Raw genomic sequence first — 22307 nt, 5'->3', positions numbered from 1 at the left:
TCCCACATTTGTCTAACCGCCGTTGGCACCTGCCGGAATAATATCACAACGGCCCTCCCGCCGGTATGCGCCGGGATGGTAATATACCGGCTTGGATAACCGTGCGGCATCACGCCGCCGGCAACGGAGGAAATATGAAAATCACGGCAAAAGCCCCCACCCGCATCGACCTGTGCGGCGGCACACTGGACATCTGGCCGCTTTCGGTAATGTTCGCCCCGGCGATATCGGTTAACGCGGCAACCAGCCTCTACGCAACGGTCACCGCCGCAAAAAGCGGGAAAAAGGGAACGGTTATCCACGCGCCGCATCTGGGGACGGTCATCACCTACGATCCCGCCACGCCGGAAAAAAAGAAGACGCTCTTTCACCGCGCGCTCGATTTCATTCCCGCCGAAGGATGGCATTTCGAAGCGGACTGCCTCTCCCCCGCCGGCGCGGGGCTGGGGGGCTCATCCGCGCTGCTCATCGCCTTCCTGAAAACGCTGGCGAAGATCAATGACCTGAAAATGGCCGATGGCGATCTGCTGGATGCGGCAAAGAACATCGAAGCGCGCCACCTCGGCATTCCCACGGGCGTGCAGGACTACGTTGCGGCGCTCTCCGGCGGCGTGAACGGAGTGCTCAATCTCCACGAAAAACAGACATACGAACGGCTGGATGTCCCCGCCGCCGAACTGGAACGGCGGGTGGTGCTGGTCTATTCCGGGCAATCGCGCGTCTCCGGCGTGCCCAACTGGCTGATGCTTAAAAAAGCGGTGGAACACAACGCCGTCACCCGCGCCGCCTTCACCGCCATCGCCAAAAACTCGCTGGAGCTTTCCGCCATGCTGCTGGAAGGACTTTACGACCGCATCGGCAAGCTGATCGACGTTGAGAGCGCCATGCGGGAAAAACTCGGCAAAGGAATCATCACCCCGAAACTCCGGCGCGCCTTCGCCATCGCGAAAAAAAACGGCGGCCACCCGAAGGTCTGCGGCGCGGGCGGAGGGGGCTGCTTTATCGTCTGGTGCGCGCCGGAGAAAAAGCCGGTTATCGCCGCGGCAATGGCCAAAACGGGAATGCGCGTCCTGGATTTCACGGTGGGCGCCCCGCAACTGAAGGTGGCCCGCGGCGGCTGATGGATCAGGTGGAATTTCTCCGCGACCTGCTGCTCATCTTCGGATGGTCGGCCGTCGTCGTCTTCGTGTTCGATAAAATAAAAATACCGGCCATCGTCGGATTCCTCGTTTCGGGCGTGGCGCTGGGTCCGCACGGCCTTTCGCTGGTGCAGGATCAATCGACGGTGGAAACCCTGGCCGAGATCGGCGTGGTGTTGCTGCTGTTCACCGTCGGCCTCGAATTCTCCATGACTAAAATGTACCGGATGAAGAAAATGGTGCTGGTGGGCGGTTTCGTCCAGGTTGGGCTGACCGTTCTGGCCGTGGCGGGAGTGGCGTACCTCGCCATAGGCGACGCGGGAAAGGCGGTCTTCATCGGCTTCCTCATTGCGCTCTCCTCCACCGCCGTGGTGCTGAAGGTGCTGACTGACCACGCGGAGGTGAATACCCAGCAGGGGCAAAACATCACCGGCATCCTGATTTTCCAGGATCTCTGCGCCGTGCCGATGATGCTGCTGATTCCTTTTCTGGCCGGCAACGACGCGGCGGCCCCCGCCCTGTTGCCATTGGTGTTTAAAGCGGTGTTGCTGGTGGCGGCGGTGCTGGCCGCCGCCCGCTGGGTGGTGCCGCACCTGCTGTTCCACACCTTAAGCACCCGCAACCGCGAGCTCTTCATCATGGTGATACTGCTGATGTGCCTCGGCACCGCCTACCTCACGTTCGAGGCGGGGCTGTCGCTGGCGCTGGGGGCATTCCTCGCCGGGATGATGATTTCCGATTCGGAATACTCACATCAGGTGGTGGCGGAAATCCTGCCGTTCCGCGACATCCTGAACGCGCTTTTCTTCGTCTCCATCGGCATGCTGCTGGACGTTCGCTACGCCTTTGACCACTTGCCGTTTGTGCTGGCGGTCACCGCCGGAATCATCCTTATCAAGATTCCCGCCGCCGCGCTTCCGGGAGCGCTGCTTGGCCAGCCGCTGCGCTTTTCCATCGTCACCGGCCTGGCTCTGGCGCAAATCGGGGAGTTTTCCTTCGTGCTGGCGAAATCGGGGATCGGCGCCGGTATTGATATGGGATCGTTCTACCAGGCATTTTTGGCCGCCGCGGTCATTACCATGGCCGCCACCCCCTTCATGATGGCCGTTGCGCCCGGGGTGGCCGCCGCTGTTCTGCGCCACCTGCCGCGGCGGCGCGAGCCGCGCGTCACCGAATCCGGCAGAAGCTACGGCCCGATCCGCGACCACGTCATCGTCGTCGGTTTCGGCCTCAACGGGCAGCATCTGGTCCATGTGTTGCGCGCGTCCGGCGTGCGGTATAACATCCTGGAACTCAACCCCGCCACCGTGCGGGAGCAGATGAAGCTGGGCGAACCCATCCACTTCGGCGACGCCACGCACGATCATGTGCTCAAGCACGTCTCGCTGGACAAGGCGCGGGTGCTGGTGGTGGCCATCTCGGACGCGGCGGTGGAGCGGCGGGTGGTGAGCGCGGCACGCCGGCTTAATCCGCGCCTGCACATCATCGTCCGCACCCGCTATGTGCGCGAGATCGAGCCGCTCACCGCGCTGGGGGCCAACGAGGTTATCCCCGAAGAGTTCGAGACCAGCATCGAGATTTTCTCCCACGTGCTTCAGGTTTACAACGTGCCATTCAACATCATCATGGAACACGTCAACACGGTACGCGAAGGAAAATATCAAATGCTTCGCTCCATGCCGGCGAAGACGGGCTGGGACAACCCGCTCGGCGGTCTTCTCGCCAACAAAATGGGGATGCAGACCGTGGATATCCCGGCGGGGGCAAAAGTGGCGGGAAAGAAACTGTCCGAGGTGAACCTGCGCGCCCTTACCGGAGCCACCGTGCTGGCGGTGCAACGGCAAAGGGGACTGAACACCAATCCGCCGGCCGATTTCGCGCTGCTTGAACGAGACATCGTTTACATCGTCGGGAACCCGGTACAACTCAAAAGCGCCGCCACGCAGCTTAAAGAGCCAGCCGCGTCCCCGGCGCCTGGCGAATGAAGCGGGCAATCGCGCCGTAGTACGTCTCCGGCGCGATTTCAAACATCGTGGTATGTCCCGCCCCGTCAATGCGGACGTATTCGCGCGGCTCCGGCGCAAGGTCAAACAGCCGCTGCGAATGGTAGGGCGCGATCACCATATCCGCCGAGCCGTTGATAACCAGCAGCGGGGTTTTTAGCCGGCGGATCTCCCGCTCGTTATCAAAATCGGCGGAGGCCAGCAGCCATACCGGCAACGCGGGATACATGTCCCGTGCCATCTGCCGAATGCTCGTGAACGTCCCTTCGAGGATCAGCCCCCCCACCGCCTCGCTGTTGGCCAGCCGCAGGGCCGGTACGCCTCCCAGCGACTGCCCCAGCAGGATGATGCCGCGCGGGCGCAGCCGCATCCGCTCCGTAAGATAAATGGTAGGCGGCGAAAGCGTCCGACACGAAATTGAACCGGTTGCCCCCCCCTTCGCTCTTGCCGAACCCGTGCGGGTCGTAGATGAAAACGTTGAGTCCGAGGCCGATATACCCCTTGATGACCGGCAGCCGCTTGGCGATGGTATCGGCGTTGCCGTGGATGTAAAGAAGCGTGGGGGCGTTCTGATCCACCGCGAAAAACCAGCCGTGGATTACCCCGCGGCCGGTATCGATGAACACGTCGCGCGGTTTGGGATTGTAGTCGGCGGGGACGCTGACATCGCCCCGCGCGGGGTGGAGAAGCGAGGTTGCCTCATGCCACCGCCCCACAGCAAGGAGCAGCGCCAACCCCAGCATCACCCCCGCCCCCAGCGTGGTTACCCGTATCCGCATCTGACAACTATACCAAACACCGCCCTTCCGCCCCAACCGCCGGGAATATCCGGTAGTGGTTCAGTTTGAAATTAATGTTTGCATGGAGCATGAGATTGCTTCGTTAACACTCGCAATGACAGTTATTTGTCATTGCGAGGCCATCGAAGATGGCCGCGGCAATCTCAAACTGATGCACTACTGAATATCGCGATTGCTTTACGCGGCGCTTTACTGGAAAATTGCCCCATGGACAAACAGGGCGTGGCGGTCATCATCCTCGCGGCCGGCAAGGGAACCCGCATGAAAAGCGATCTGCCGAAGGTGCTGCACCCCTTCGCGGGCGAACCGCTGGTGGCGCATGTGGCGCGCACCGCGCGGGAAATCGCCGATACCATCGTGGCGGTGGTCGGCTATAAGGCGGAGATGGTGCGGGAAGCTTTGGCCGGAACCGGCACACTCTTCGCCATACAGCGCGAACAGCTTGGCACCGCCCATGCCGCGATGCAGGCCCGCGCGGCGCTGGCCGGTTTTGGCGGCAAGGTGGTGGTGCTCTCCGGCGATGTGCCGCAGGTGCGGGCCGCCACGGTGCGCCGCCTGCTGGCGCTGGCGGTGGAGAGCGGCGCGGCGGTGACGCTGTTGAGCGCCGAATGTCAAAATCCCGCCGGTTATGGGCGGGTGGTCCGGGATGCCGGCGGCGCGGTGAGCGCCATTGTGGAAGAGCGGGATGCCTCCCCCGCGCAAAAGGGGATCACCGAGATCAACGGCGGCATCTACGTTTTCGACGCCCCCTTTCTCTGGAGCGCGCTGGAACAGATACGTCCCGCAAACGACCAAAAGGAATACTACCTGACCGACGTGGTGAAAATCGCGCTGGCCCAGGGGAAGAAAGTCGCGGCGCTGAAACTGCCGGACATCGGCGAGATCGCCGGCGTCAACACCGTTGACGAACTGGCGGCGCTTAACCGCGCCCGCGCCGCGGGCGTCCGCGCATGAGCGGGCTTGCCGGCTACATCGGCCCCCGCAACGCGCAGGACATATTGCTGGATGCGATCACCCGGCTGGAATACCGCGGGTACGACAGCAGCGGCATCGCGCTCATCAGCGGCGGAAAACTTGCCATCAAGCGGACGCTGGGGAGACCGGCGGGGTTGACCGAAAAGCTCCGCGCGAAGCCGCTGCCGGGCAACGTGGGAATCGCGCACACCCGCTGGGCTTCGCACGGCAAGCCCTCCATAAAAAACGCGCATCCCCAGGTGGCGGGGGACACGGCGGTGGTGCATAACGGCATCATAGAAAACGCCATGGCCCTGCGCGGGCAGCTCAAAAAACAAGGGATACGTTTCCGCAGCGAGACCGACACCGAAATACTCCCGCACCTTATCAATCTGCACTGGCGGGGCGATCTGATCGATTCGGTGCTGGCGGTTCTGAAATTGCTGGAGGGGGGGCTTACCTTCTGCGCCGTTTCGGCGCGCTCCCCGGAACAGTTGGTGGTGGTCCGCAAAGGGAACCCGATGGTGATCGGGCTGGGGAAAGGGGAATACCTCGCCGCCTCCGACGCCACCGCCATTGCCCCATACACCGACACGATGGTCTTTTTGCGGGATGGCGAAGTGGCGCTGCTCACCCCCGAAGGGGCGCAACTGCTCAATTTCGAGGGACGGCAGGTGGAGCAGACGCCGCAAAAAATATCCTGGAATCCGGTCATGGCCGAAAAGCGGGGCTACCGCAATTACCTGCTGAAAGAAATCGTGGAATCCCCCCGCGCGGTGCGCGAGACCATCGCCGGCTGTTTCCGGGGAAAAGCGGAGCAATACGCGCCGGAGGCTTTCGCGTTCCCCTGCGGCGCGGGGAAGGAAATCAAAAAGGTGGTCTTCTGCGGCGGCGGCGCCTCGTATGTGGCGGCCATGCTGGGGCAGCGGCTGTGCGAAACGGTGGCGGGCGTGCCCGCCGCGCGCGTGATTTCCTCCGAATACCGTTTCGACACGACGGTCATCGAGAAGAACACCCTTTATGTGGCGATTTCCCAGTCGGGCGAAACGCACGACACCATCGAAAGCTCGAAAGCGGCCAAGGAAAAGGGAGCGCGTTTGCTGGCCATCACCAACAACGGCGACAGCGCCCTTGCCCGCCTGGCGGACGACCTGTTCGTCACCCGGGCGGGGCCGGAAATATCCATCGCCTCCACCAAAACCTTTTCGGCCAATGTGGCGGCCACCGCCCTCCTGGCGCTGCACCTGGCGCGGGCCAAAGGCGCCTTGCCCGAGGAAGGGCAACGGAAGCTGATCGACGCGCTGACGAAGCTGCCCGAACAGATGGAGATGATGGTCACCTATGAGACGCTGATACGGCGTTTGGCGGAAAAATTTTCGCACCATAAGAGCTTCTATTTTGTCGGACGGGGGCTCAACTACCCGGTAGCCCTCTACTGCGGACTTAAAATGAAAGAAGTGGCCGGCATCCACGGCGAAGGGCTGGTGGGGGGGGAAATGAAGCACGGCCCGATCAGCCTGGTGGAAAAAAACACGCCGATCCTCTACTTCGGCAACCTCCGCTCGCTGTTGCAGGAGACGCTCAACGACATGGATGAGCTGCGGGCGCGCGGCGCGCGGCTGATTGCCACCGGTTTCGCGGGCAGCGGCGTGGAATCGCATTGCGACGACTTTATCGCGCTGCCCGGCGCGCCGGACATCCTGGCGCCGCTACTGGCGATTGTTCCGGCCCAGCTTTTCATCTATTATGTTGCCTTATACAATAATAAAGACGTGGACAGGCCGCGGAATGTGGCAAAAAGCGTTACCGTGTAAGGAGATTCCCGAATGAAAGCATTAATCCTCGCCGCGGGCGGCGGGAACAATATGGCCCCGTTCTCGACCACCCGCCCCAAATCCATGCTGCATGTGGCGGGCCGGCCGATCCTCTACCGGTCGCTGCAAATGCTCAAGGAATCGGGGTTTAACGACGTCATCTGCGTCATGGGTCCGTTGGGCAAGTCAATCACCGACTACTTCGGTTCCGGCCAGAACATCGGCATGGGCATCAGCTATGTGCAGCAAAAAAAGCAGGCTGGCATCGGCGACGCGATCCTCGCCGCCAAGGGAAAATTCGCCCCGGGCGAACATTTCCTGCTGGTCTATGCCGATGTGGTGACCGACGACAACATCATACGCAACGCCCTCCAGATATTCGGCCTGGGCGGAAAGCCGACCGCCGCCATATGCCTCCCCGCGGAATCCGGCTCGTTCGGCAACGTGTATCTGGATAACACCATGAACATCACCAAAATCGTGGAAAAGCCGGAACGCAAGAATTTGGGCAATTATGTGCTGGCGGGGATTTATGTGCTCCCGTACACATTCTTCGGGCTGCTGGAAAAAAACCGGAGCGATATGGCCAAGGCCTTGGCGGAGCTGATCAAAAACGAGGGGCTCAGGGCGGCCATGTGGGAAAAGGGGTGGATCGATATCGGTTACCCGTGGGACATTCTGGCGGCGAACAAAATGGTGATGGATACCTGGACCCACGCCCGCGTGCACCAGTCGGTGCAGATGCGCGACGCCAAGATCAAGGGGCCGGTTATCATCGAGGAAGACGCGGAAATCCGTTCCGGCTCGATCATCGAAGGCCCCGCCTTCATAGGCCGCGGAACATACATCGGCAATAACGTGTTGGTGCGCAAATATTCGTCGCTCGGCCCCAAATCCGTGATCGGCTATGGGGTGGAAATGAAAAACTGCGTGCTGACCGGCGGCGGCCGCGTGGGCCGTCTCTCCTTTATCGGCGACAGCGTTATCGGCGAAGGGGTCGACGTCGGCTCCGGCATTGTGACCGTCAACAACAACATGGACGGCTCCACCGTAAAAGTGCCGGTAAACAGGAAGGCGCTTGATTCGAATATGGTAAAGCTCGGCGCGTTCGTGGGAGACAACTGCCGCCTGGGAGCCGGCCACACCATCGCCCCCGGCTCCATAATTGAGCCGGAAACGGTGGTTCCCCACCATTTCACCTACCCGAAAGGCGGAAAATAACCATGTGCGGCATCAGCGGCATCGTCTCCAATTCCAACATCTCGCGGCGGCTGCTTGACAGCATCCAGAACCTTGAATACCGCGGATACGACTCCTGCGGAATGGCGGTGATAAATTCCCACGGCCCCATCGTCCGCAAAAACGTCGGGCACGTGGCCGAAGTGGCGGAAAAGGAGCTTTTCACCTCGCTCGACGGCCACGTGGGAATCGCCCACACCCGCTGGGCAACCCACGGCGGGGTTACGCCGGTGAACGCCCACCCGCACGCCAGTTGCGATGGTTCCATCGCGGTGGTGCATAACGGCATTATTTCGAACTATGGCGAACTTAGGGCCAAGCTCACGAAAAAGGGACACCGCTTCGTGTCCGAAACCGATACCGAAGTGATCCCCCATCTCATTGAGGAATACCGCAAGGGGGGAATGCCGCTGGAAGCGTCGTTCGTGGCGGCCCTGAAAGAACTGGACGGCTCGTTCGCCGTCGCGATGGTATCCGCCGAAGAGCCGTGGTGCATTTTCTGCGGCAAGCACGAAAGCCCGCTCATTATCGGGCTGGGGCGTAATGAAAACTACCTCGGGTCGGATTTCAACGCCTTCATCGAATACACCAAGAACGCCGTCGTGATGGACGACGGGGAATACGCCATCATCTCCAACGAAAGCTACGCCATAAAACGGATGTCAAACGGCGAACCGGTGGACAAGCAGGTGATGCCGATCGAATGGGACGCCGAGATGAGCAAAAAAGGGGGATTTCCCCACTACATGCTCAAAGAAATCCACGAGCAACCGCAGACCGTCATAAAAGCGCTCGCCATCGACGAAAAATCCATCGTCAGCATGGCACGCCGCCTGGTCGAATCGCGCCGCGCTTTCCTGACGGGTGTGGGGACAACCTACTATGTGGCCCAACTGGGGCAATACTATCTAGCCAGCGAAGCGGGTGTCGGCGCCACCGCCATGAGCAGCGATGAATTTCTGGAGGGGGCCGCCTTCGGGGCGGAAGACTTCATCCTGGCCGTCTCACAATCGGGCGAGACGTACGACACGCTGCGCGTCCTGCGCGAAGCGAAACGCCGCAAAACCCGCACCGCCGTGGTGGTGAACGTCATCGGCAGCACAATGGCGCGCCTCGTGGACGACGTGGTGATGCAAGGCTCCGGCCCCGAAATATGCGTTATCAGCACCAAAGCGGCGCTGGCGCAGATGATCATCCTCATCCGCACAGCCATCGAGGCGGGCGTGATAACCAAGCGAATCACCCCGGCGGAAAAAAAACTGAAAATGAAACAGCTCGAAACGCTGCCGGAAATAATCTCCGGTTTCCTCAACGAATATTCGGGCTTCGTGCATACCTTGGCGCAACGCACGGCGCACCACCACAACTGGCTTTACCTGGGGCGGGGACGCTACTATCCCATCGCGCTCGAAGCGGCGCTTAAGGTAAAAGAAGTGGCTTACCTGCATGCCGAAGGGATGCCGGCCGGCTTCCTGAAGCACGGCACCATCGCCCTCATTGACGACAAGCTCAAGTCGCTCGTTTTCGTCCCAACCGAAAAGGAAGAAGATCTCTTCAAAATGACGATGAGCTCCATCGAAGAAATGAAGGCGCGGGGCGGCTCGGTGACCGCTTTCCACTCATCCAGGACGCTCCAGAAATCGAAGCTGCTGGACGACCAGCTCATGCTCCCGGCGTCGGCCCCGCTCGTCGCCCCCCTGGTGAGCCTCGTGGCGGCGCAACTCTACTCCTACTTCGCCGCCGTCACGCTGGGCAAAAACGTGGATAAGCCGCGCGCGCTGGCCAAATCGGTGACGGTGGCATAACCGGTGGCGGGAAAAACCGTTGAACGGCTGCAGGGTACCGACGGCGTCCGCCGCCCGGTGGCACCCGCGGCCGGATTCGACGGGGGGCCGCTGGAAGTTTTCCACCGTAACGGGGTAATGACCGAAGAGTTCTTCGAGCTCTATTGTCACACCCACGTAACCCGCATGATCGAAACCGGGAGAATGGAGCCGGGGGACGAAGTCCTCATCGGGTGGGACGGCCGCGACACCGAAGGGCGTTACACCGGCAAGGCGGTGGATGGTATCGCCAAGGCGGGGGGCGTGCCTGCGGTGCTCGGCGTCATTCCCACGCCAGGGGTGGCAATTGCGCTGGTCTGCCGCTCCGCCGCGACCGCCTTCATGATAACCGCATCGCACAATCCCCGGGATCAGAACGGCATAAAAGTCTTTAACGCCCCCGGCGCGGTAAAGCCCCTGACGGCGGAAGACGACCTCCTCTCGGCCGCCATCGAAGCCGCCGATTACGAAGCGGTGCGCCGGGCGCAAAAAAAACACCCCCCTGTCGATCTCGTCAAGTGGGGACGGCGGCAGTTCGCCGACTTCCACATGGATCCGCGCAACACCTGGATTGCCGCCGGGGAAACGCTCTTCGCCGAAACCGCGCTCATTGTGGATGCCGCGCATGGCGCGCTGGCGGGGCTGGGAGCGATGACCTTTTCGCAACTTGGCTTCGGGCAAGTGACCGAGGTGGCCGGCGAACAAAACGGCGACATCAACCGTGATTCGGGGGTTGCCTACCTGGAAGGCATCCGCGGCATCAGCGCCGCGCGCTTCGCCAAAGACGCCGGCATCGCCCGGCACAAGCTGGTAAACAAAATGTTCGAGGCCGGACGGGCGATGGCCGCCAGGCCGGGCCATTGCAAATGGCTGATGGGGGTGGTCTTCGACGGCGATGGCGACCGTTTTTTCCTCCTCTGGTACGATTTCGCCGAAGACGCATTGCACATCCTCTCCGGCGATGAATGCTCCGCCATACAGGCCGCTTGGCTTATGGAATCGGCGCCCGATGGATGCCGCGGCAAAACATTCGCTTATACGGTGGAAAGCGATATCAACGTCGCGCGCCACATCGCCAGTCTGGGCCTGAAACCGGAAGTGATGGCGGTGGGGGATAAATGGATACTCCACCGCGCCAACAGCGATCCCGGCAACTTTGCGCTGGGGGCGGAAGAAACCGGCCATAGCATCCACGCCGGCGTAATACCGCTATCGGCCTGCGGGGCGGAAGCGAAGGTTTTTGCCGGCAACGGCCTGAAAGGGGCCATTAACACTTTGGTGGCGGCCCACCGGCTGGGCGGCGGCGATACCGCGAAGATGGCCGCCCTCCTCAAGAAACCGTTCGAACCCGGGTTCAAGCAAACCGGCTACAGCTACTACATCGATAAAAAGCTCTTCCAGCGTGGCAGCGAAGTCTGGAAGGGTGTGGCGGACATTATCAGCAAAGCCATCCTGGAAGGAAACGTGAATGACCTTGCGGGAGAACCGCTGCTGATCGCCGACGAGCCGGACATGCTCTTTGTAAAGCTGATAAAGGCCGGCGAGGGGCATACCGCCTCCATCTTCGTCCGCAACAGCGGCACCGAAGACAAAATAAGCGTGAATGTGCGCGGACCGCACGCCTTGGAGGCGCTGCTGCAAAATACCGCGAACGCGGCGCTGGGCTATCTCATGAAAAAAATGAAAAACCCGAAGCATCCGATGGCCGCCGCCGAACGGATGATTCTGGAGCAGATTTTCCACGGCGAACAGCCGAAAAAGGAATTCTATGCCGGCATCGACTTCCACCGCCTGATCTACGAAATGGAGATTAAGCAGAAGCTGGTAAAATCGGGCGCGGGGGGCCTTGCGCTCACGCTGCTGGGGAGGGAATGTGTCGACTGAATTCAATCTGCGGAATTTTTTTCCCGAGTTGGACGGCTTCGCCCACAAAGGGATTTTTTCCGGGGCCGCGCGCCCGTGGGACGTGCTGCCGAAGATACACGGCTACATCCTCGCCCACTTCCCCGCCACCGGCGGCGCGGCGTTGCCGCCGGGACTGGTGCATGACGGAGAAACGCTTTTCTGCAATGCCGGCGTGATTCTGAAGCAGGACCTCGATTACCGGCCGCTCCACATTTTCATCGGGGCGGGGACAAAAATCGAGCCGTCCGCGTACATCAAAGGCCCGGCGCTCATCGGCCGCAAGTGCGAAATCCGGCAGGGAGCCTACTTGCGCGGCGAACTGATCGCCGGCGACCACTGCACACTGGGACACGCCACCGAAATCAAGAACTCCATCCTGATGAACCACACCGAGGCGGGACACTTCAATTACATCGGCGATTCGGTGCTCGGTTCATACGTCAACCTCGGCGCGGGGACAAAAATCGCCAACCTGAAATTCCGCGCTCCGGAAGCCAAGAAAGCGGTATCCTTCCCCGAAATAACCTTCGTGCTGAACGGCGAAACGGTGCGTACCGGCATTGCCAAGTTCGGGGCCATAATCGGCGACCACTCTGAATTGGGATGCAATTCCGTTACTTCTCCCGCCGCCCTGCTGGAAGAGCAATGCTGGGTATATCCCAACACCACGCTTCCTTCCGGCTATTATCCAAAGAAAAGTTTCATCCGCCCCAAAAGCCCCAAGCCGGAAATCGGCACGCGGTAATCGCGGCGGGGATGGCCGCGAAAATTCGCCGCCCTATTGTTTCGGCGCGGTTCCCTGCTCCAGATACACCGTGCGGCTGGGGAAAGCGACCGCCAGCCCCAGATCGGCCAGCTTGCGCATCATCGCCAGGTTGATTTCCTGCTTGACCGCCATGAACTGGGCGAAATCGCCGGTCTTGACGAAATAGTTGACCAAAATGTTGAGGGATGACTCCCCGAACGCCGAAAAAAAGACTTGCCGGTTTTCATCCGCCACCATCGGGTGCGCCGCCAGTATGCCGCGCAACTCCTCCACCGCCTTGTCCATTTGCGCGGCGCTGGCCTTGTATTCCAGCCCAAGCACAAAGTTCACGCGCCGCATATTCACGTGCGTATCGGCGATGCGGGTGAAGTTTTCGATGTTCATGGAGGCTATTTTTTCGTTCGGCACCACCATCAGGGTTTTATCAAGGGTGCGTATGCGGGTGGAGCGGAAACCGATCTCCTCCACCACGCCGGTGAAATCCCCCGCCTTGATGGTCTCGCCGATGCGGAACGGTTTGTCGACCATCACCATCACGCTGCCGAAGAAATTGGCCAGCGTGTCCTTGGCCGCCAGCGCCACCGCCACGCCGCCGATGCCAAGGGACGCCACCAGCGCGCTCACGGAATAGCCGAGCGTTTGCGCGGCGATGACGAAAACCGTAATGCCAAGCAACGCCTTGAGGCCGATGCTCATCAGCGGAATGAGATGCAAATCCATCCAGTAGTCGGGATCGGCGGCGTTTTTCTTCAGTTCCCCTTCAAGGATGCGGACGTATTTGAGCGCCAGCACGGTGAAAATGCCGATGATGAGCAGCTTCGCCAGCAGGTCGATGCCGTTGTGCAGGTGGAACGGTTCGGTGGAAAGCGGCAGTATCCGCAGGGCCGACCAAACACCGAAGACGAGGATAAGCTGCGATACCTGCGGCTTGGAGGCCTCTATGACAAGGTCGTCCCACTCCACCGCCGTTCTCTCGGCCAACCGGGCGAAGAAATCCATGATTTTGCGCGCCGCGAAGTTGCGCACAACGAGCGTGGCCAGAATGATGCCGAGCGAGCGAACGACGAGCGCGCACGATATGCCCGCTATCCGGTACTGGTCAAGCTGCCGCCATAATTCCATAATCGTTTTCGCGGTGTCCCGCCGATGGCGGGGCGCTTAGAACTCCGGCGTAATGGTGACTGTTTCGCCGACTTTGATCGGAATGGATTTCAGGAACGGCTTAAATCCTTTGCGCACCACAAACACATTGTGGGTGCCGATGTTGATGCCTTTTAATTCCACCGGGAAGACGTTGTAACTGCGCCCGTCCACCGTCACCCGGTCCCCCTCTTTGGCGTTGACGATGAGAGTGCAGGTGCCGGCGCTTAACAAGCTGCCTTTCCCCTCCTCCTTCTTAGGTTCTTCTTTGGGTGGCTCTTGGGCCGCGGCTTGGGCGGCTTCTTTGGCTTTATCTTCTTTTGCCTTGTCCTCCCTTGCCTTCGCCTCTTTCTTTGTCTCTTTGGGCTTCACCTCTTCCGGTTTAGCCTCTTTTGCCTTCGCCTCTTTCTTTGTCTCTTCCGGCTTCACCTCTTTGGGCTTGGCTTCCTGGGGCTTGGCTTCCTTCGGTGGAACCTCTTTCGGTTTTGCTTCTTTGGGCGGCTTTATCCCTTTCGCCGGAGCTTCTTTCGGCTTGGCTTCTTTGGGCTTTGCCTCTTCCGGTTTGGCCTCTTTCGGCTTGACGGTTTCCTTCGGTTTTTCGCTCCCGCCGGCGGCTTCCGTGGTTGTCCCCCCGGTGTCGGCCTTCACCGTCTCCTCTTTTTTGCCGCCGGTGAAAAACATCGCCGCCAAGACGATCACCGCCAGTGCGCCAACGGCGCCGCCGATGATAAGCCCCATGTTCTTTTTTTGGGGGGCGGCGAAACGGGCGGTTTCATCGGCGGTCAGGCGCTGGGTGACATTGCTGGAAGCGGGAGCCGCCATATCAGCCTTGTACAGCCCCTTTTGCAGCAAGCGGAGCGCTTCGGCGAATTCCGCCCCGGTCTGAAACCGTTGGTTCGGCTCCTTGACCAGCGCTTTTTGCATGAATTGGTCGATGGCGTCCGGCAGGTCGATGTTCAACTTGCGCGGCGGGATCGGCTCTTCGTTCACCACGCGGTAAATCACGCTGGTGATGCTGTCGCCGCCGAACGGTTTTTCGCCGGTGAGCATTTCATAAAAAATGACGCCGAGCGCGAAAAGGTCGGCGCGGCCGTCCACCTTGCGTCCGCGTATCTGCTCCGGGGCCATGTAGCTGGGAGTGCCCAGCACCGTGCCGGTGGTGGTCAACGTGGAGTTTGAAAGGCGCGCCAGGCCGAAATCGGCGATCTTCGGCACCTTGCCGCCGGCCATCATGATGTTCGCCGGCTTGATGTCGCGGTGGACAATCCCCTTCTGGTGGGCGTGATCCAGGCCGTCGGCGATCTGCCGGACGATGTCGATGATCTGGTCGTAGTCGGTGAACTTGTTCTGCTTGATCATGTCTTCGAGGGATCCCCCTTCGAGGAACTCCATGGCGATATAGGTCAAGTCCCCTTCATCGCCAACGTCGTAGATGGTGAGGATGTTCGAGTGTTGCAACTGGGCGGTGGCGCGCGCCTCGACGAGGAAACGCTCTTTCACCTGGAGCTGTTGCTCGTCTTCCTTGTTCAATCCGAAATGGATGACCTTGAGCGCGACCGTCCGCTCCAGCTTGGGGTCGCGGCCCTTGTAAACCACCCCCATGGCGCCGCGGCCCAGCTCGCTTACTATCTCGAATCGTCCCAGTGTTTTCGGTATCATATTTCCAACGAAGTATATTTCAAATCAAGCGATTGTGCCACTTCTTCGCACGTTAACAGGCCTTTATGCACATTTACGCCGGGGCGCAGCAGGACATTTTCCCGAAGGGCCATTGTAATCCCTTTTTGCGCTATTTCAAAAGCATAAGGAAACGTGGCGCTGGTGAGGGCAAGCGTGCTGGTGCGGGGAACCGCCCCGGGCATATTCGCCACGCAATAGTGCAGTACGCCGTCCACCACATATGTGGGATCGTGGTGCGTGGTGGGACGGCTGGTTTCGACGCATCCTCCCTGATCCACCGAAACGTCGACGATCACCGCGCCCGGCTTCATTTCGGCGACCATCTGGCGGGTAACAAGCCGCGGCGCTTTCGCGCCGGGAATCAGCGCCGCGCCGATCAGGAGGTCGGCTTTGCGCGCGGCGGCGCGGATGGTGAGCGGGTTGGCATAGATGGTTTCCAGCCTCCCCCCGAAAATGTCATCAAGATAGCGCAGCCGTTCCAGCGATTTGTCCAGCAGCTTTACGCGCGCCCCCATGCCGATGGCGATTTTGGCGGCATTGGCCCCCACGACCCCGCCGCCGATGATGACGACGCGCGCGGGAGCCACCCCCGGCACCCCGCCCAGCAGCACGCCGCGGCCTCCGTTGCCCTTTTCGAGGTATTTCGCCCCTTCCTGCACCGCCATCCGTCCGGCTATTTCGGACATTGGCACCAGCAGCGGCAGTGAGTGTCCCGGTCCCCGCACGGTTTCATAGGCGATGCCGATGATCTTTTTCTCCAGAAGCCGCTCGGTGAGCGTCTTGTCGGCGGCAAGGTGGAGGAACGTGTAGAGAATTTGCCCTTCCCGCATGTGGTCGAATTCGGGATTGATCGGCTCCTTCACCTTCACCACCATTTCGGCGCGGCGCCAAAGCTCCGGGGCGGCGCCGATGATTTCAGCCCCTTCGGCGGCGTAGACATCGTCGGAAAAGCCGCTCCCCTCCCCCGCCCCTTTTTCGATGAGGACGGCATGGCCGGCCAACGCGAGGCTCCGCGCCCCGGCGGGGGCAAGCCCCACGCGGTATTCATCCGCCTTGATCTCGCGCGGAACTCCGATAATCACCCTGGCATCCTCCCGATAAATGTTCCGTGGCTGAATCATTATATAATCCCGTACATGGCGATGCATGATGAAAATCTCAAGGAACGGATCGCGGCAAACCTGGCGGAAATCAGGCGCAACGTCGCCGCCGCCTGCGCCCGCGCGGGACGGCGGCCCGATGGGGTAACGCTGGTGGCGGCCACCAAGACGGTGGGGACGGAAGCGATCCGCGCGGCGCTGGCCTGCGGCGTCACGGTGCTGGGGGAAAACCGGGTGCAGGAGGCGCGTGAAAAATTCGCGGCAATAGGAAATGCCGCCGAATGGCATCTCATCGGCCCGCTGCAGAAGAACAAGGTAAAATACATTTTCGACATCTTCAGCATGGTTCACTCGGTGGACAGCGTGGAACTTGCGGAGGAAATCAGCCGCCGCGCCGCCGTGCGCGGAGTGGTGATGCCGGTGCTGCTGGAAGTGAACATCGGGGAAGAGGCGAACAAGCATGGCGTGGCGCCGCGGACGGCCGTGGCGGCGGCGGCGAAGATAGCGGCGCTGCCGAACGTCCGGCTGCGCGGACTGATGGCGGTGCCGCCGTTCTCGGACAACCCGGAGGCCTCCCGTCCGCATTTCGCGCGCCTGCGGAGCTTCCGCGACGAAATCGCCGCCTTGGGGATGGAAAATACCGCCGTGGATGTACTATCATGCGGCATGACGGGCGACTATGTGGTCGCCGTGGAAGAAGGCGCCACCCATATTCGGATTGGAACGGGGATTTTTGGTGAACGGAAAACTTAAGAACAGGAAGGTCGGGTTCATCGGCGGCGGCGCGATGGGGGAAGCCGTCATCGCCGGGCTGTTGAAAGCGGGGATCTGTCCCGCCGAAGCCGTCATGGCGTCGGACGCCTCCTCCGCGCGGCTGGATCACCTGAAGGCGCGCTACGGCATCGCCGTCACAAAGGACAACATGGCGGTGGTGTCGCGCTCGGACGCGCTGGTGCTGGCGGTGAAACCGCAAGTGATGCCGGATGTGCTGCGCGAGGTAGGACATTCCATCCACGACGATGTGGTGGTGATCAGCATCGCCGCCGGCGTGCGCATCGCCACGCTGATGCAGTTCATCAAGGCGCGGCTGGTGCGGGCCATGCCGAACATCTGCGCCACGGCGGGCGAGGGGGTTACCGCGCTGGTCTCCACGCCCCGCGTGGAAGATGGCGACCGCGCCGTGGCGGAAGAGTTGTTCGGCGCCGTGGGAAGCGTGCTCTGGGTCGAGGAATCGAAAATGGACGCCGTCACCGCCCTTTCGGGCAGCGGGCCGGCTTACGTCTTTTTGATGATGGAGGCATTAATGCAGGCGGGGGTTGAAAACGGGCTTACGCAGGAACAGGCGCGCGCGCTGGTGTACCAAACGGTGAAAGGGGCCGCGGCGCTGGCGATGGAGGGGGAACACCCCGCCGTGCTGCGCGAGAAGGTCACCTCCCCCGGCGGCACCACCGCCGCGGCGCTGCACGAGCTTGAGGCGCACGGAGTGCGCGCCGCATTCATGGCGGCCGTATCCGCCGCCGTACGGCGTTCGAAGGAGCTGGGCTGATGTTCGTCTTCACCAATTTTCTCGATGCCGTCGCCGGCATTCTGGACATGGCGCTGACGTTTTTCATGTGGCTGATCATCATCCGCGCGCTCATCTCGTGGGTGTCGCCCGATCCGTACAATCCGATCGTGCGGTTTTTAATGTCGGCCACCGATCCGGTGCTGCGGCCGGTTCAACGGATGCTGCCGCCGATGTCGGGGCTTGACCTCTCGCCGCTGGTGGTGATATTCATCATTTACTTCCTTCAGGCGTTTGTCGTCCGCACGCTCCACGACATCGCCCTCCGCATGAACTGATCCGTGCATGGATGGGCCAGTGACGGCGGCGGTCAACGGCGCCCGGATAACCTGCCGCGCCGTCCCCGGCGCGTCGAAAAGCGCCATTGCGGAAATCACGCCGGATGCGGTGCGGGTGCGCGTGGCGGCGCCGCCGGTGGAGGGGAAAGCGAACCGGGAACTGGAACGGTTTTTGGCCAAAACGCTGGGGCTGCCCAAGAGCGCCGTGGCGGTTATAAAAGGTGAAACGGGAAAATTGAAAAAAATTCTCGCGGCCGGCATCACGCCGGATGAGGCAATGAAGAAAATAAGGGACGCACTATGATTAAAACAGTCGAGTTTGTGGAAAACGGCCATGTGGCGCTCATCGACCAGCGCCTGCTCCCCACCGAAGAGGTGATCGTCACCTGCGCCACATATCAGGAACTGGCCGAGGCGATACGGAACATGACCGTCCGCGGCGCGCCGGCCATCGGCGTGAGCGCGGCGGGCGGCTGCGCCCTCGGCGCGCGGCGGATCGCCACGGACAACCTCGCGGCGTTTAAAACGGAATTTGAGGAAATCTGCCGCGTCATCGCCGGCACCCGCCCCACGGCGGTGAACCTCTTCTGGGCGGTGGACCGGATGCGCCGCGTGGCGGCGGCCCATAATGGCCCGGTGGCGGCGCTGAAGCAGGCGCTTGTCACCGAAGCGGAAAAAATACTGGTGGAAGACCTCTTCATCAACGAAACCATGGGGAACAACGGCGGCGCGCTGCTGGCGGACGGCGACACCGTGCTTACCCACTGCAACGCCGGGGCACTGGCCACCGCGGGGCATTTCGGCACCGCGCTCGGCGTCATCAAGGCCGCCCACCTCGCCGGGAAAAACATCAAGGTTTTCGCCGATGAAACCCGCCCCTTTTTGCAGGGGGCGCGCCTGACCGCATGGGAACTGAAAAAGGAGGGGATCGACGTGACCCTCATCACCGACAACATGGCCGGCTACTTCATGAAGAAAGGGGCCATCAATAAAGTGATCGTCGGCGCGGACCGTATCGCCCGCAACGGCGATACCGCCAACAAGATCGGCACCTACTCGGTGGCGGTGCTGGCCAAGACCCACAACATCCCGTTCTATGTGGCGGCCCCCCTTTCCACCATCGATTTCAACATCCCGGACGGCACCCACATCCCGATTGAGGAACGCGACACCCGCGAGGTGAGCCACATCGGCAACCGGCAGGTCGCCCCGGACGGCGTGCGGATACTCAACCCGGCGTTCGACGTGACCCCCAACGAATACATCGCCGCCATCATCACCGAAAAAGGGGTGGCACGGGCGCCGTTCATCGAATCGCTGGCGAAATTGCGGAGTTGAAACTCTTTTGTTTGGGAAATAACTCCCCCGCCCATGTTACAATTGTAACGTTTTGGGGATAGGCCGGATTTGACAAACAGGGGGAAACACCGATGACGCTCGACGAAATCCGCGAGATCGCGAAGGCAATGGGCATCCAGTCCGTTCAGAAATACGAGAAGAAAGAAGACCTTATCTGGACAATCCAGATCGCGGAAGGCTATACCGACTGCTACCTCCGCATCCCCGACTGCACCAACGAAAAGTGTGCATGGTTCGATAACTGCATCCGGAAAATCGAAGACTGATTCATTCCCCCCGCCCCCGGATCAAAGGCCATTGCCGCGCGCGGCGGGCTTTTTCTTCCGGCTGTAGAGCTTGGCCGAAGGTTTTACCTTCGTCGGCGGCGGCATGGGAAGCCGAACGCTTTTTTTAAGGCGGCGCTTTTTCACTTTGGTTTAAGGAAACGCACATTAAAAATGCCCCAATCATTGGGGAAATGCCAGGAAGCCCCACCTATTGGAATCTTCAATGTGTTGTATTGCCTTTTGTTTTTTTAAAAGCGGAGACAATAGCATGCGTTAGTATCTGAAAACTTTTGTCGTCCGCTAAATGTTGCGGATCGGCCCACTTGTTCCTGTCTTCCGTAATGTTATTCACGGTGTCAAAATCAACCACTTCAGGGCCCAAATTAATCATGTCATTTTTAAAAATGTTGTATTCCCTCAAAAGATTATGTTTCTCTATTCGCTTTTGAACGTCGACGTGAACAGGCGGGATAAAAAGGACAATCGCGATATTATGCTCGCGGCAATAGGCAACAATCCGGGCAAATTCGCGGTACAAATCATTCGGTCTTTCGTATCCATACAGCATTGTATCTGCCGTAGATAATGCCCTATTCCATAACTTATCCTTGTCTTCCAGATTGGTTTCGGCGGGCCGATCCTCCAGAAGTAACCTGATAAGCTGGAAACTGGACTTGGCTGTGAACATGCTTGTGTAATACTTGGATGGCTCGTTCAATAATTGCACCATCTCCGGGATGATGTTCGACGAATACCTCTTCGTGTACGCAAGAAAGGATATGGAAAAAACAACCGAATCTATGCGCTGGCGGGAGGCTATCCACCAGAAAAGGTCTCTTTCCTCATATAAGGTTCCTCCGCCTAAACTTAAATTGTAAAAGTTACCCATCCCTTCATTTTTAAACGTATCAACATTTAAGCCGCCAGATCTGCTGTCACCAAAAATAAAGTTGCGCACCGGCGGTGAATGATTGAATTCAACTATACTAAACAGCTTGCCGTTCATAATATTCCCAACCATCTTTTTTTCGGCGAGAATGTCATTTGTGCCGCGGAAATTAAACGGATCAAAGAAATAGTTCAGGGTGAATACGGAGAGGACAACCCCCCCGGCCAGCATAATAACACTCCAAAACCAGGTTTTTGGCTTCATAATTTAAAACTGAAAATAAAGGAATTCCGAGACATGTTTGCCATGAAGCAACGCATAAATCAGCGTGAGGGTTGTAAACAAACAATTGGTGAGATTGAATTTCATTTTTTCAGCCAATTCGTTGCTGTTTTTAATGAAAAGAATGGTGAAAACAAGTATCGGAAATATAAGCATATAATGCATTACTTCAACACCCGAGAAGGAAAGACGCCCGGAATGCTCCACGCGGAAGTAGTCGTAAATCGAATCCAACTGGGCAATCTTGGGAAATACAATGCCGTTTAACCCAAGCATGCCTTTGTACACCTTTATGGTATCGATAAGAGTTACCGCACGAAATGGAACTAAAGAGACTATGATCACATTAAAAGTCAACAACCATGCGAGATGGCTTGGCAATGTGAACACCTTGTATTTACGCCACATGTGGTTGACAACCAATCCGCCGGAGTGTATCAAGTAAAAAAGCATGAATCCGAACGCCGCTCCGTGCCAAACCCCGGCAATGATGAGAGTTACAGTCATGGCAAATATCGCCCCGGAAAAGGTTATCTTTTTCATGCTGCGCAGAATTGGAGCGTAAATATAGGTGAAGATGAAGATTGTGAACGACATGTGCCATCTCTGCCAGAACTCAATCAAGCCTTTTGCCTTATATGGCGAATTGAAGTTGATCGGAAGTTTTATGTTGAAAAGCATAGCGCTTCCCACCGCCATATCTGAATAGCCTGAAAAATCAAAATACAATTGAAGAGTGTACGCCGTTGAGCCAATCCAACTTTCAAAAAAGCTCGGGTGAGACAGGGTGTCATAAACGATGTCCGCGTAAGGTTTCAGTTCGTCGGCGATAACGCCCTTTTTGAACAACCCTATAGCGAACAAAAAAACGCCCAATGAAAGATTTTTGTAGCTCGGTAGTTTTGCCCTCATGCTTTCAAACTGCGGTATCATTTGCTTGTGATGGATGATGGGGCCTATTAGCAGATGCGGAAAAAACGTTACAAACACCGAATATGTCAGCATGTTTTGCTCTTTTACGACACCCTCGTAGCTGTCAATAAGGTAGGCAATTTGGGTTATGGTATAAAAACTGATTCCCAAGGGCAGCAAAATGTTTTTCGCCAAAACATCCATATTGAAGAAAAAATTGACATGGTAAATAAAAAAATCGACATACTTGAAGTAGCCGAGCATAAGCAGATTTGCCGCTATGGCAAAGATAAGCAGCTTCTTTTTATGCGCCAGAGACCGCCCTTCTTCCTGAAGAGCCGCTCCCGCCGTAAAGTTGACCGCTATGCTTAGAAACAGAAGTGAAAGATAAGAG

21 protein-coding genes are annotated in these 22307 nt (G+C 59.1%); 14 read left to right on the top strand and 7 right to left on the bottom strand.

What is annotated here, in order from left to right:
- The first annotated feature begins 134 nt into the window (after window positions 1–134).
- Both HZA03_02750 and HZA03_02745 read left to right on the top strand, forming a co-directional pair.
- The gene (locus HZA03_02750) at window positions 135–1121 is read left to right on the top strand and encodes a hypothetical protein (protein ID MBI5636871.1); all 987 of its coding nucleotides are present in this window, start codon (window positions 135–137) and stop codon (window positions 1119–1121) included.
- Complete coding sequence (locus tag HZA03_02745) at window positions 1121–3124, top strand: cation:proton antiporter (GenBank protein MBI5636870.1); 2004 nt, start codon at window positions 1121–1123, stop codon at window positions 3122–3124. The genes HZA03_02750 and HZA03_02745 overlap by 1 nt, the downstream gene beginning before the upstream one ends.
- Here HZA03_02745 and HZA03_02740 read toward each other — a convergent pair.
- Window positions 3087–3383, bottom strand: coding sequence for an alpha/beta hydrolase (locus tag HZA03_02740; GenBank protein MBI5636869.1), 297 nt, complete (start codon window positions 3381–3383; stop codon window positions 3087–3089). The genes HZA03_02745 and HZA03_02740 overlap by 38 nt on opposite strands.
- Window positions 3325–3921, bottom strand: a complete 597-nt coding sequence (locus tag HZA03_02735; protein ID MBI5636868.1) for a hypothetical protein — start codon at window positions 3919–3921, stop codon at window positions 3325–3327. Before HZA03_02735 ends, HZA03_02740 begins: the two co-directional genes overlap by 59 nt.
- Before the next feature lie 228 nt (window positions 3922–4149).
- On the opposite strand from HZA03_02735, the gene HZA03_02730 reads away from it, so the two are divergent.
- Genes HZA03_02730 through HZA03_02705 form a run of 6 tightly spaced genes read left to right on the top strand, consistent with a single transcriptional unit; the run spans window position 4150 to window position 12422 of the window.
- Window positions 4150–4896 (top strand): NTP transferase domain-containing protein, encoded by a 747-nt coding sequence (locus HZA03_02730; GenBank protein ID MBI5636867.1) that lies wholly within the window; start codon window positions 4150–4152, stop codon window positions 4894–4896.
- On the top strand, window positions 4893–6710 hold the full coding sequence (gene glmS, locus HZA03_02725; protein ID MBI5636866.1) for a glutamine--fructose-6-phosphate transaminase (isomerizing): 1818 nt from the start codon (window positions 4893–4895) through the stop codon (window positions 6708–6710). The genes HZA03_02730 and glmS (HZA03_02725) overlap by 4 nt, the downstream gene beginning before the upstream one ends.
- A 12-nt stretch (window positions 6711–6722) precedes the next feature.
- On the top strand, window positions 6723–7931 hold the full coding sequence (locus HZA03_02720) for an NTP transferase domain-containing protein (protein MBI5636865.1): 1209 nt from the start codon (window positions 6723–6725) through the stop codon (window positions 7929–7931).
- A gap of 2 nt (window positions 7932–7933) precedes the next feature.
- Complete coding sequence (gene glmS, locus HZA03_02715) at window positions 7934–9754, top strand: glutamine--fructose-6-phosphate transaminase (isomerizing) (protein MBI5636864.1); 1821 nt, start codon at window positions 7934–7936, stop codon at window positions 9752–9754.
- Window positions 9755–9757: 3 nt separating this feature from the next.
- A complete protein-coding gene (locus HZA03_02710) occupies window positions 9758–11656 on the top strand; it encodes a hypothetical protein (protein MBI5636863.1) in 1899 nt (632 codons plus the stop codon).
- Window positions 11646–12422 (top strand): hypothetical protein, encoded by a 777-nt coding sequence (locus HZA03_02705; GenBank protein MBI5636862.1) that lies wholly within the window; start codon window positions 11646–11648, stop codon window positions 12420–12422. Before HZA03_02710 ends, HZA03_02705 begins: the two co-directional genes overlap by 11 nt.
- Before the next feature lie 33 nt (window positions 12423–12455).
- Here the strand turns inward: HZA03_02705 and HZA03_02700 are convergent, their stop codons facing one another.
- From HZA03_02700 to ald, 3 genes are read right to left on the bottom strand one after another with little or no spacing between them, the layout of a single operon-like run.
- Window positions 12456–13565 (bottom strand): mechanosensitive ion channel family protein, encoded by a 1110-nt coding sequence (locus HZA03_02700; protein MBI5636861.1) that lies wholly within the window; start codon window positions 13563–13565, stop codon window positions 12456–12458.
- A 36-nt stretch (window positions 13566–13601) separates the two neighbouring features.
- On the bottom strand, window positions 13602–15242 hold the full coding sequence (locus tag HZA03_02695; protein ID MBI5636860.1) for a protein kinase: 1641 nt from the start codon (window positions 15240–15242) through the stop codon (window positions 13602–13604).
- On the bottom strand, window positions 15239–16345 hold the full coding sequence (gene ald / locus HZA03_02690) for an alanine dehydrogenase (protein ID MBI5636859.1): 1107 nt from the start codon (window positions 16343–16345) through the stop codon (window positions 15239–15241). The genes HZA03_02695 and ald overlap by 4 nt, the downstream gene beginning before the upstream one ends.
- Before the next feature lie 60 nt (window positions 16346–16405).
- On the opposite strand from ald, the gene HZA03_02685 reads away from it, so the two are divergent.
- The 6 genes from HZA03_02685 to HZA03_02660 all read left to right on the top strand — a co-directional run bounded on the left by HZA03_02685 (window position 16406) and on the right by HZA03_02660 (window position 19830).
- Window positions 16406–17116 carry a YggS family pyridoxal phosphate-dependent enzyme gene (locus HZA03_02685; protein ID MBI5636858.1) on the top strand — a complete coding sequence of 237 codons (711 nt, stop codon included), beginning with the start codon at window positions 16406–16408 and terminating at the stop codon, window positions 17114–17116.
- A complete protein-coding gene (locus HZA03_02680) occupies window positions 17043–17909 on the top strand; it encodes a pyrroline-5-carboxylate reductase (GenBank protein ID MBI5636857.1) in 867 nt (288 codons plus the stop codon). Before HZA03_02685 ends, HZA03_02680 begins: the two co-directional genes overlap by 74 nt.
- Window positions 17909–18205, top strand: coding sequence for a YggT family protein (locus HZA03_02675; protein MBI5636856.1), 297 nt, complete (start codon window positions 17909–17911; stop codon window positions 18203–18205). The genes HZA03_02680 and HZA03_02675 overlap by 1 nt, the downstream gene beginning before the upstream one ends.
- Window positions 18206–18212: 7 nt before the next feature.
- Complete coding sequence (locus HZA03_02670) at window positions 18213–18509, top strand: DUF167 domain-containing protein (GenBank protein MBI5636855.1); 297 nt, start codon at window positions 18213–18215, stop codon at window positions 18507–18509.
- A complete protein-coding gene (gene mtnA, locus HZA03_02665) occupies window positions 18506–19543 on the top strand; it encodes an S-methyl-5-thioribose-1-phosphate isomerase (GenBank protein ID MBI5636854.1) in 1038 nt (345 codons plus the stop codon). Before HZA03_02670 ends, mtnA begins: the two co-directional genes overlap by 4 nt.
- A 92-nt stretch (window positions 19544–19635) precedes the next feature.
- Window positions 19636–19830, top strand: a complete 195-nt coding sequence (locus HZA03_02660) for a hypothetical protein (GenBank protein ID MBI5636853.1) — start codon at window positions 19636–19638, stop codon at window positions 19828–19830.
- Between the two features lie 220 nt (window positions 19831–20050).
- On the opposite strand, the gene HZA03_02655 is transcribed toward HZA03_02660, so the two are convergent.
- Together HZA03_02655 and HZA03_02650 are read right to left on the bottom strand one after the other, a co-directional pair.
- Window positions 20051–20983 carry a hypothetical protein gene (locus HZA03_02655; protein MBI5636852.1) on the bottom strand — a complete coding sequence of 311 codons (933 nt, stop codon included), beginning with the start codon at window positions 20981–20983 and terminating at the stop codon, window positions 20051–20053.
- A gap of 3 nt (window positions 20984–20986) precedes the next feature.
- The coding region (locus tag HZA03_02650) for an MBOAT family protein (GenBank protein ID MBI5636851.1) at window positions 20987–22307 on the bottom strand (1321 nt) is incomplete at its 5' end.

This window comes from Nitrospinota bacterium, assembly GCA_016217735.1.
GTDB lineage: Bacteria > Nitrospinota_A > UBA7883 > JACRGQ01 > JACRGQ01 > JACRGQ01.
The sequence above is the reverse complement of the archived record's forward strand: the minus strand, read 5'-3'. Positions and strand labels throughout refer to the sequence as shown.

Coding starts and splice junctions, on each gene's coding strand:
- HZA03_02750 (MBI5636871.1), top strand. CDS start 135: ATGAAAATCACGGCAAAAGCCCCCACCCGCATCGACCTGTGCGGCGGC.
- HZA03_02745 (MBI5636870.1), top strand. CDS start 1,121: ATGGATCAGGTGGAATTTCTCCGCGACCTGCTGCTCATCTTCGGATGG.
- HZA03_02740 (MBI5636869.1), bottom strand. CDS start 3,383: ATGGCACGGGACATGTATCCCGCGTTGCCGGTATGGCTGCTGGCCTCC.
- HZA03_02735 (MBI5636868.1), bottom strand. CDS start 3,921: ATGCGGATACGGGTAACCACGCTGGGGGCGGGGGTGATGCTGGGGTTG.
- HZA03_02730 (MBI5636867.1), top strand. CDS start 4,150: ATGGACAAACAGGGCGTGGCGGTCATCATCCTCGCGGCCGGCAAGGGA.
- glmS (MBI5636866.1), top strand. CDS start 4,893: ATGAGCGGGCTTGCCGGCTACATCGGCCCCCGCAACGCGCAGGACATA.
- HZA03_02720 (MBI5636865.1), top strand. CDS start 6,723: ATGAAAGCATTAATCCTCGCCGCGGGCGGCGGGAACAATATGGCCCCG.
- glmS (MBI5636864.1), top strand. CDS start 7,934: ATGTGCGGCATCAGCGGCATCGTCTCCAATTCCAACATCTCGCGGCGG.
- HZA03_02700 (MBI5636861.1), bottom strand. CDS start 13,565: ATGGAATTATGGCGGCAGCTTGACCAGTACCGGATAGCGGGCATATCG.
- HZA03_02695 (MBI5636860.1), bottom strand. CDS start 15,242: ATGATACCGAAAACACTGGGACGATTCGAGATAGTAAGCGAGCTGGGC.
- HZA03_02685 (MBI5636858.1), top strand. CDS start 16,406: ATGCATGATGAAAATCTCAAGGAACGGATCGCGGCAAACCTGGCGGAA.
- HZA03_02680 (MBI5636857.1), top strand. CDS start 17,043: ATGTGGTCGCCGTGGAAGAAGGCGCCACCCATATTCGGATTGGAACGG.
- HZA03_02675 (MBI5636856.1), top strand. CDS start 17,909: ATGTTCGTCTTCACCAATTTTCTCGATGCCGTCGCCGGCATTCTGGAC.
- HZA03_02670 (MBI5636855.1), top strand. CDS start 18,213: ATGGATGGGCCAGTGACGGCGGCGGTCAACGGCGCCCGGATAACCTGC.
- mtnA (MBI5636854.1), top strand. CDS start 18,506: ATGATTAAAACAGTCGAGTTTGTGGAAAACGGCCATGTGGCGCTCATC.
- HZA03_02660 (MBI5636853.1), top strand. CDS start 19,636: ATGACGCTCGACGAAATCCGCGAGATCGCGAAGGCAATGGGCATCCAG.
- HZA03_02655 (MBI5636852.1), bottom strand. CDS start 20,983: ATGAAGCCAAAAACCTGGTTTTGGAGTGTTATTATGCTGGCCGGGGGG.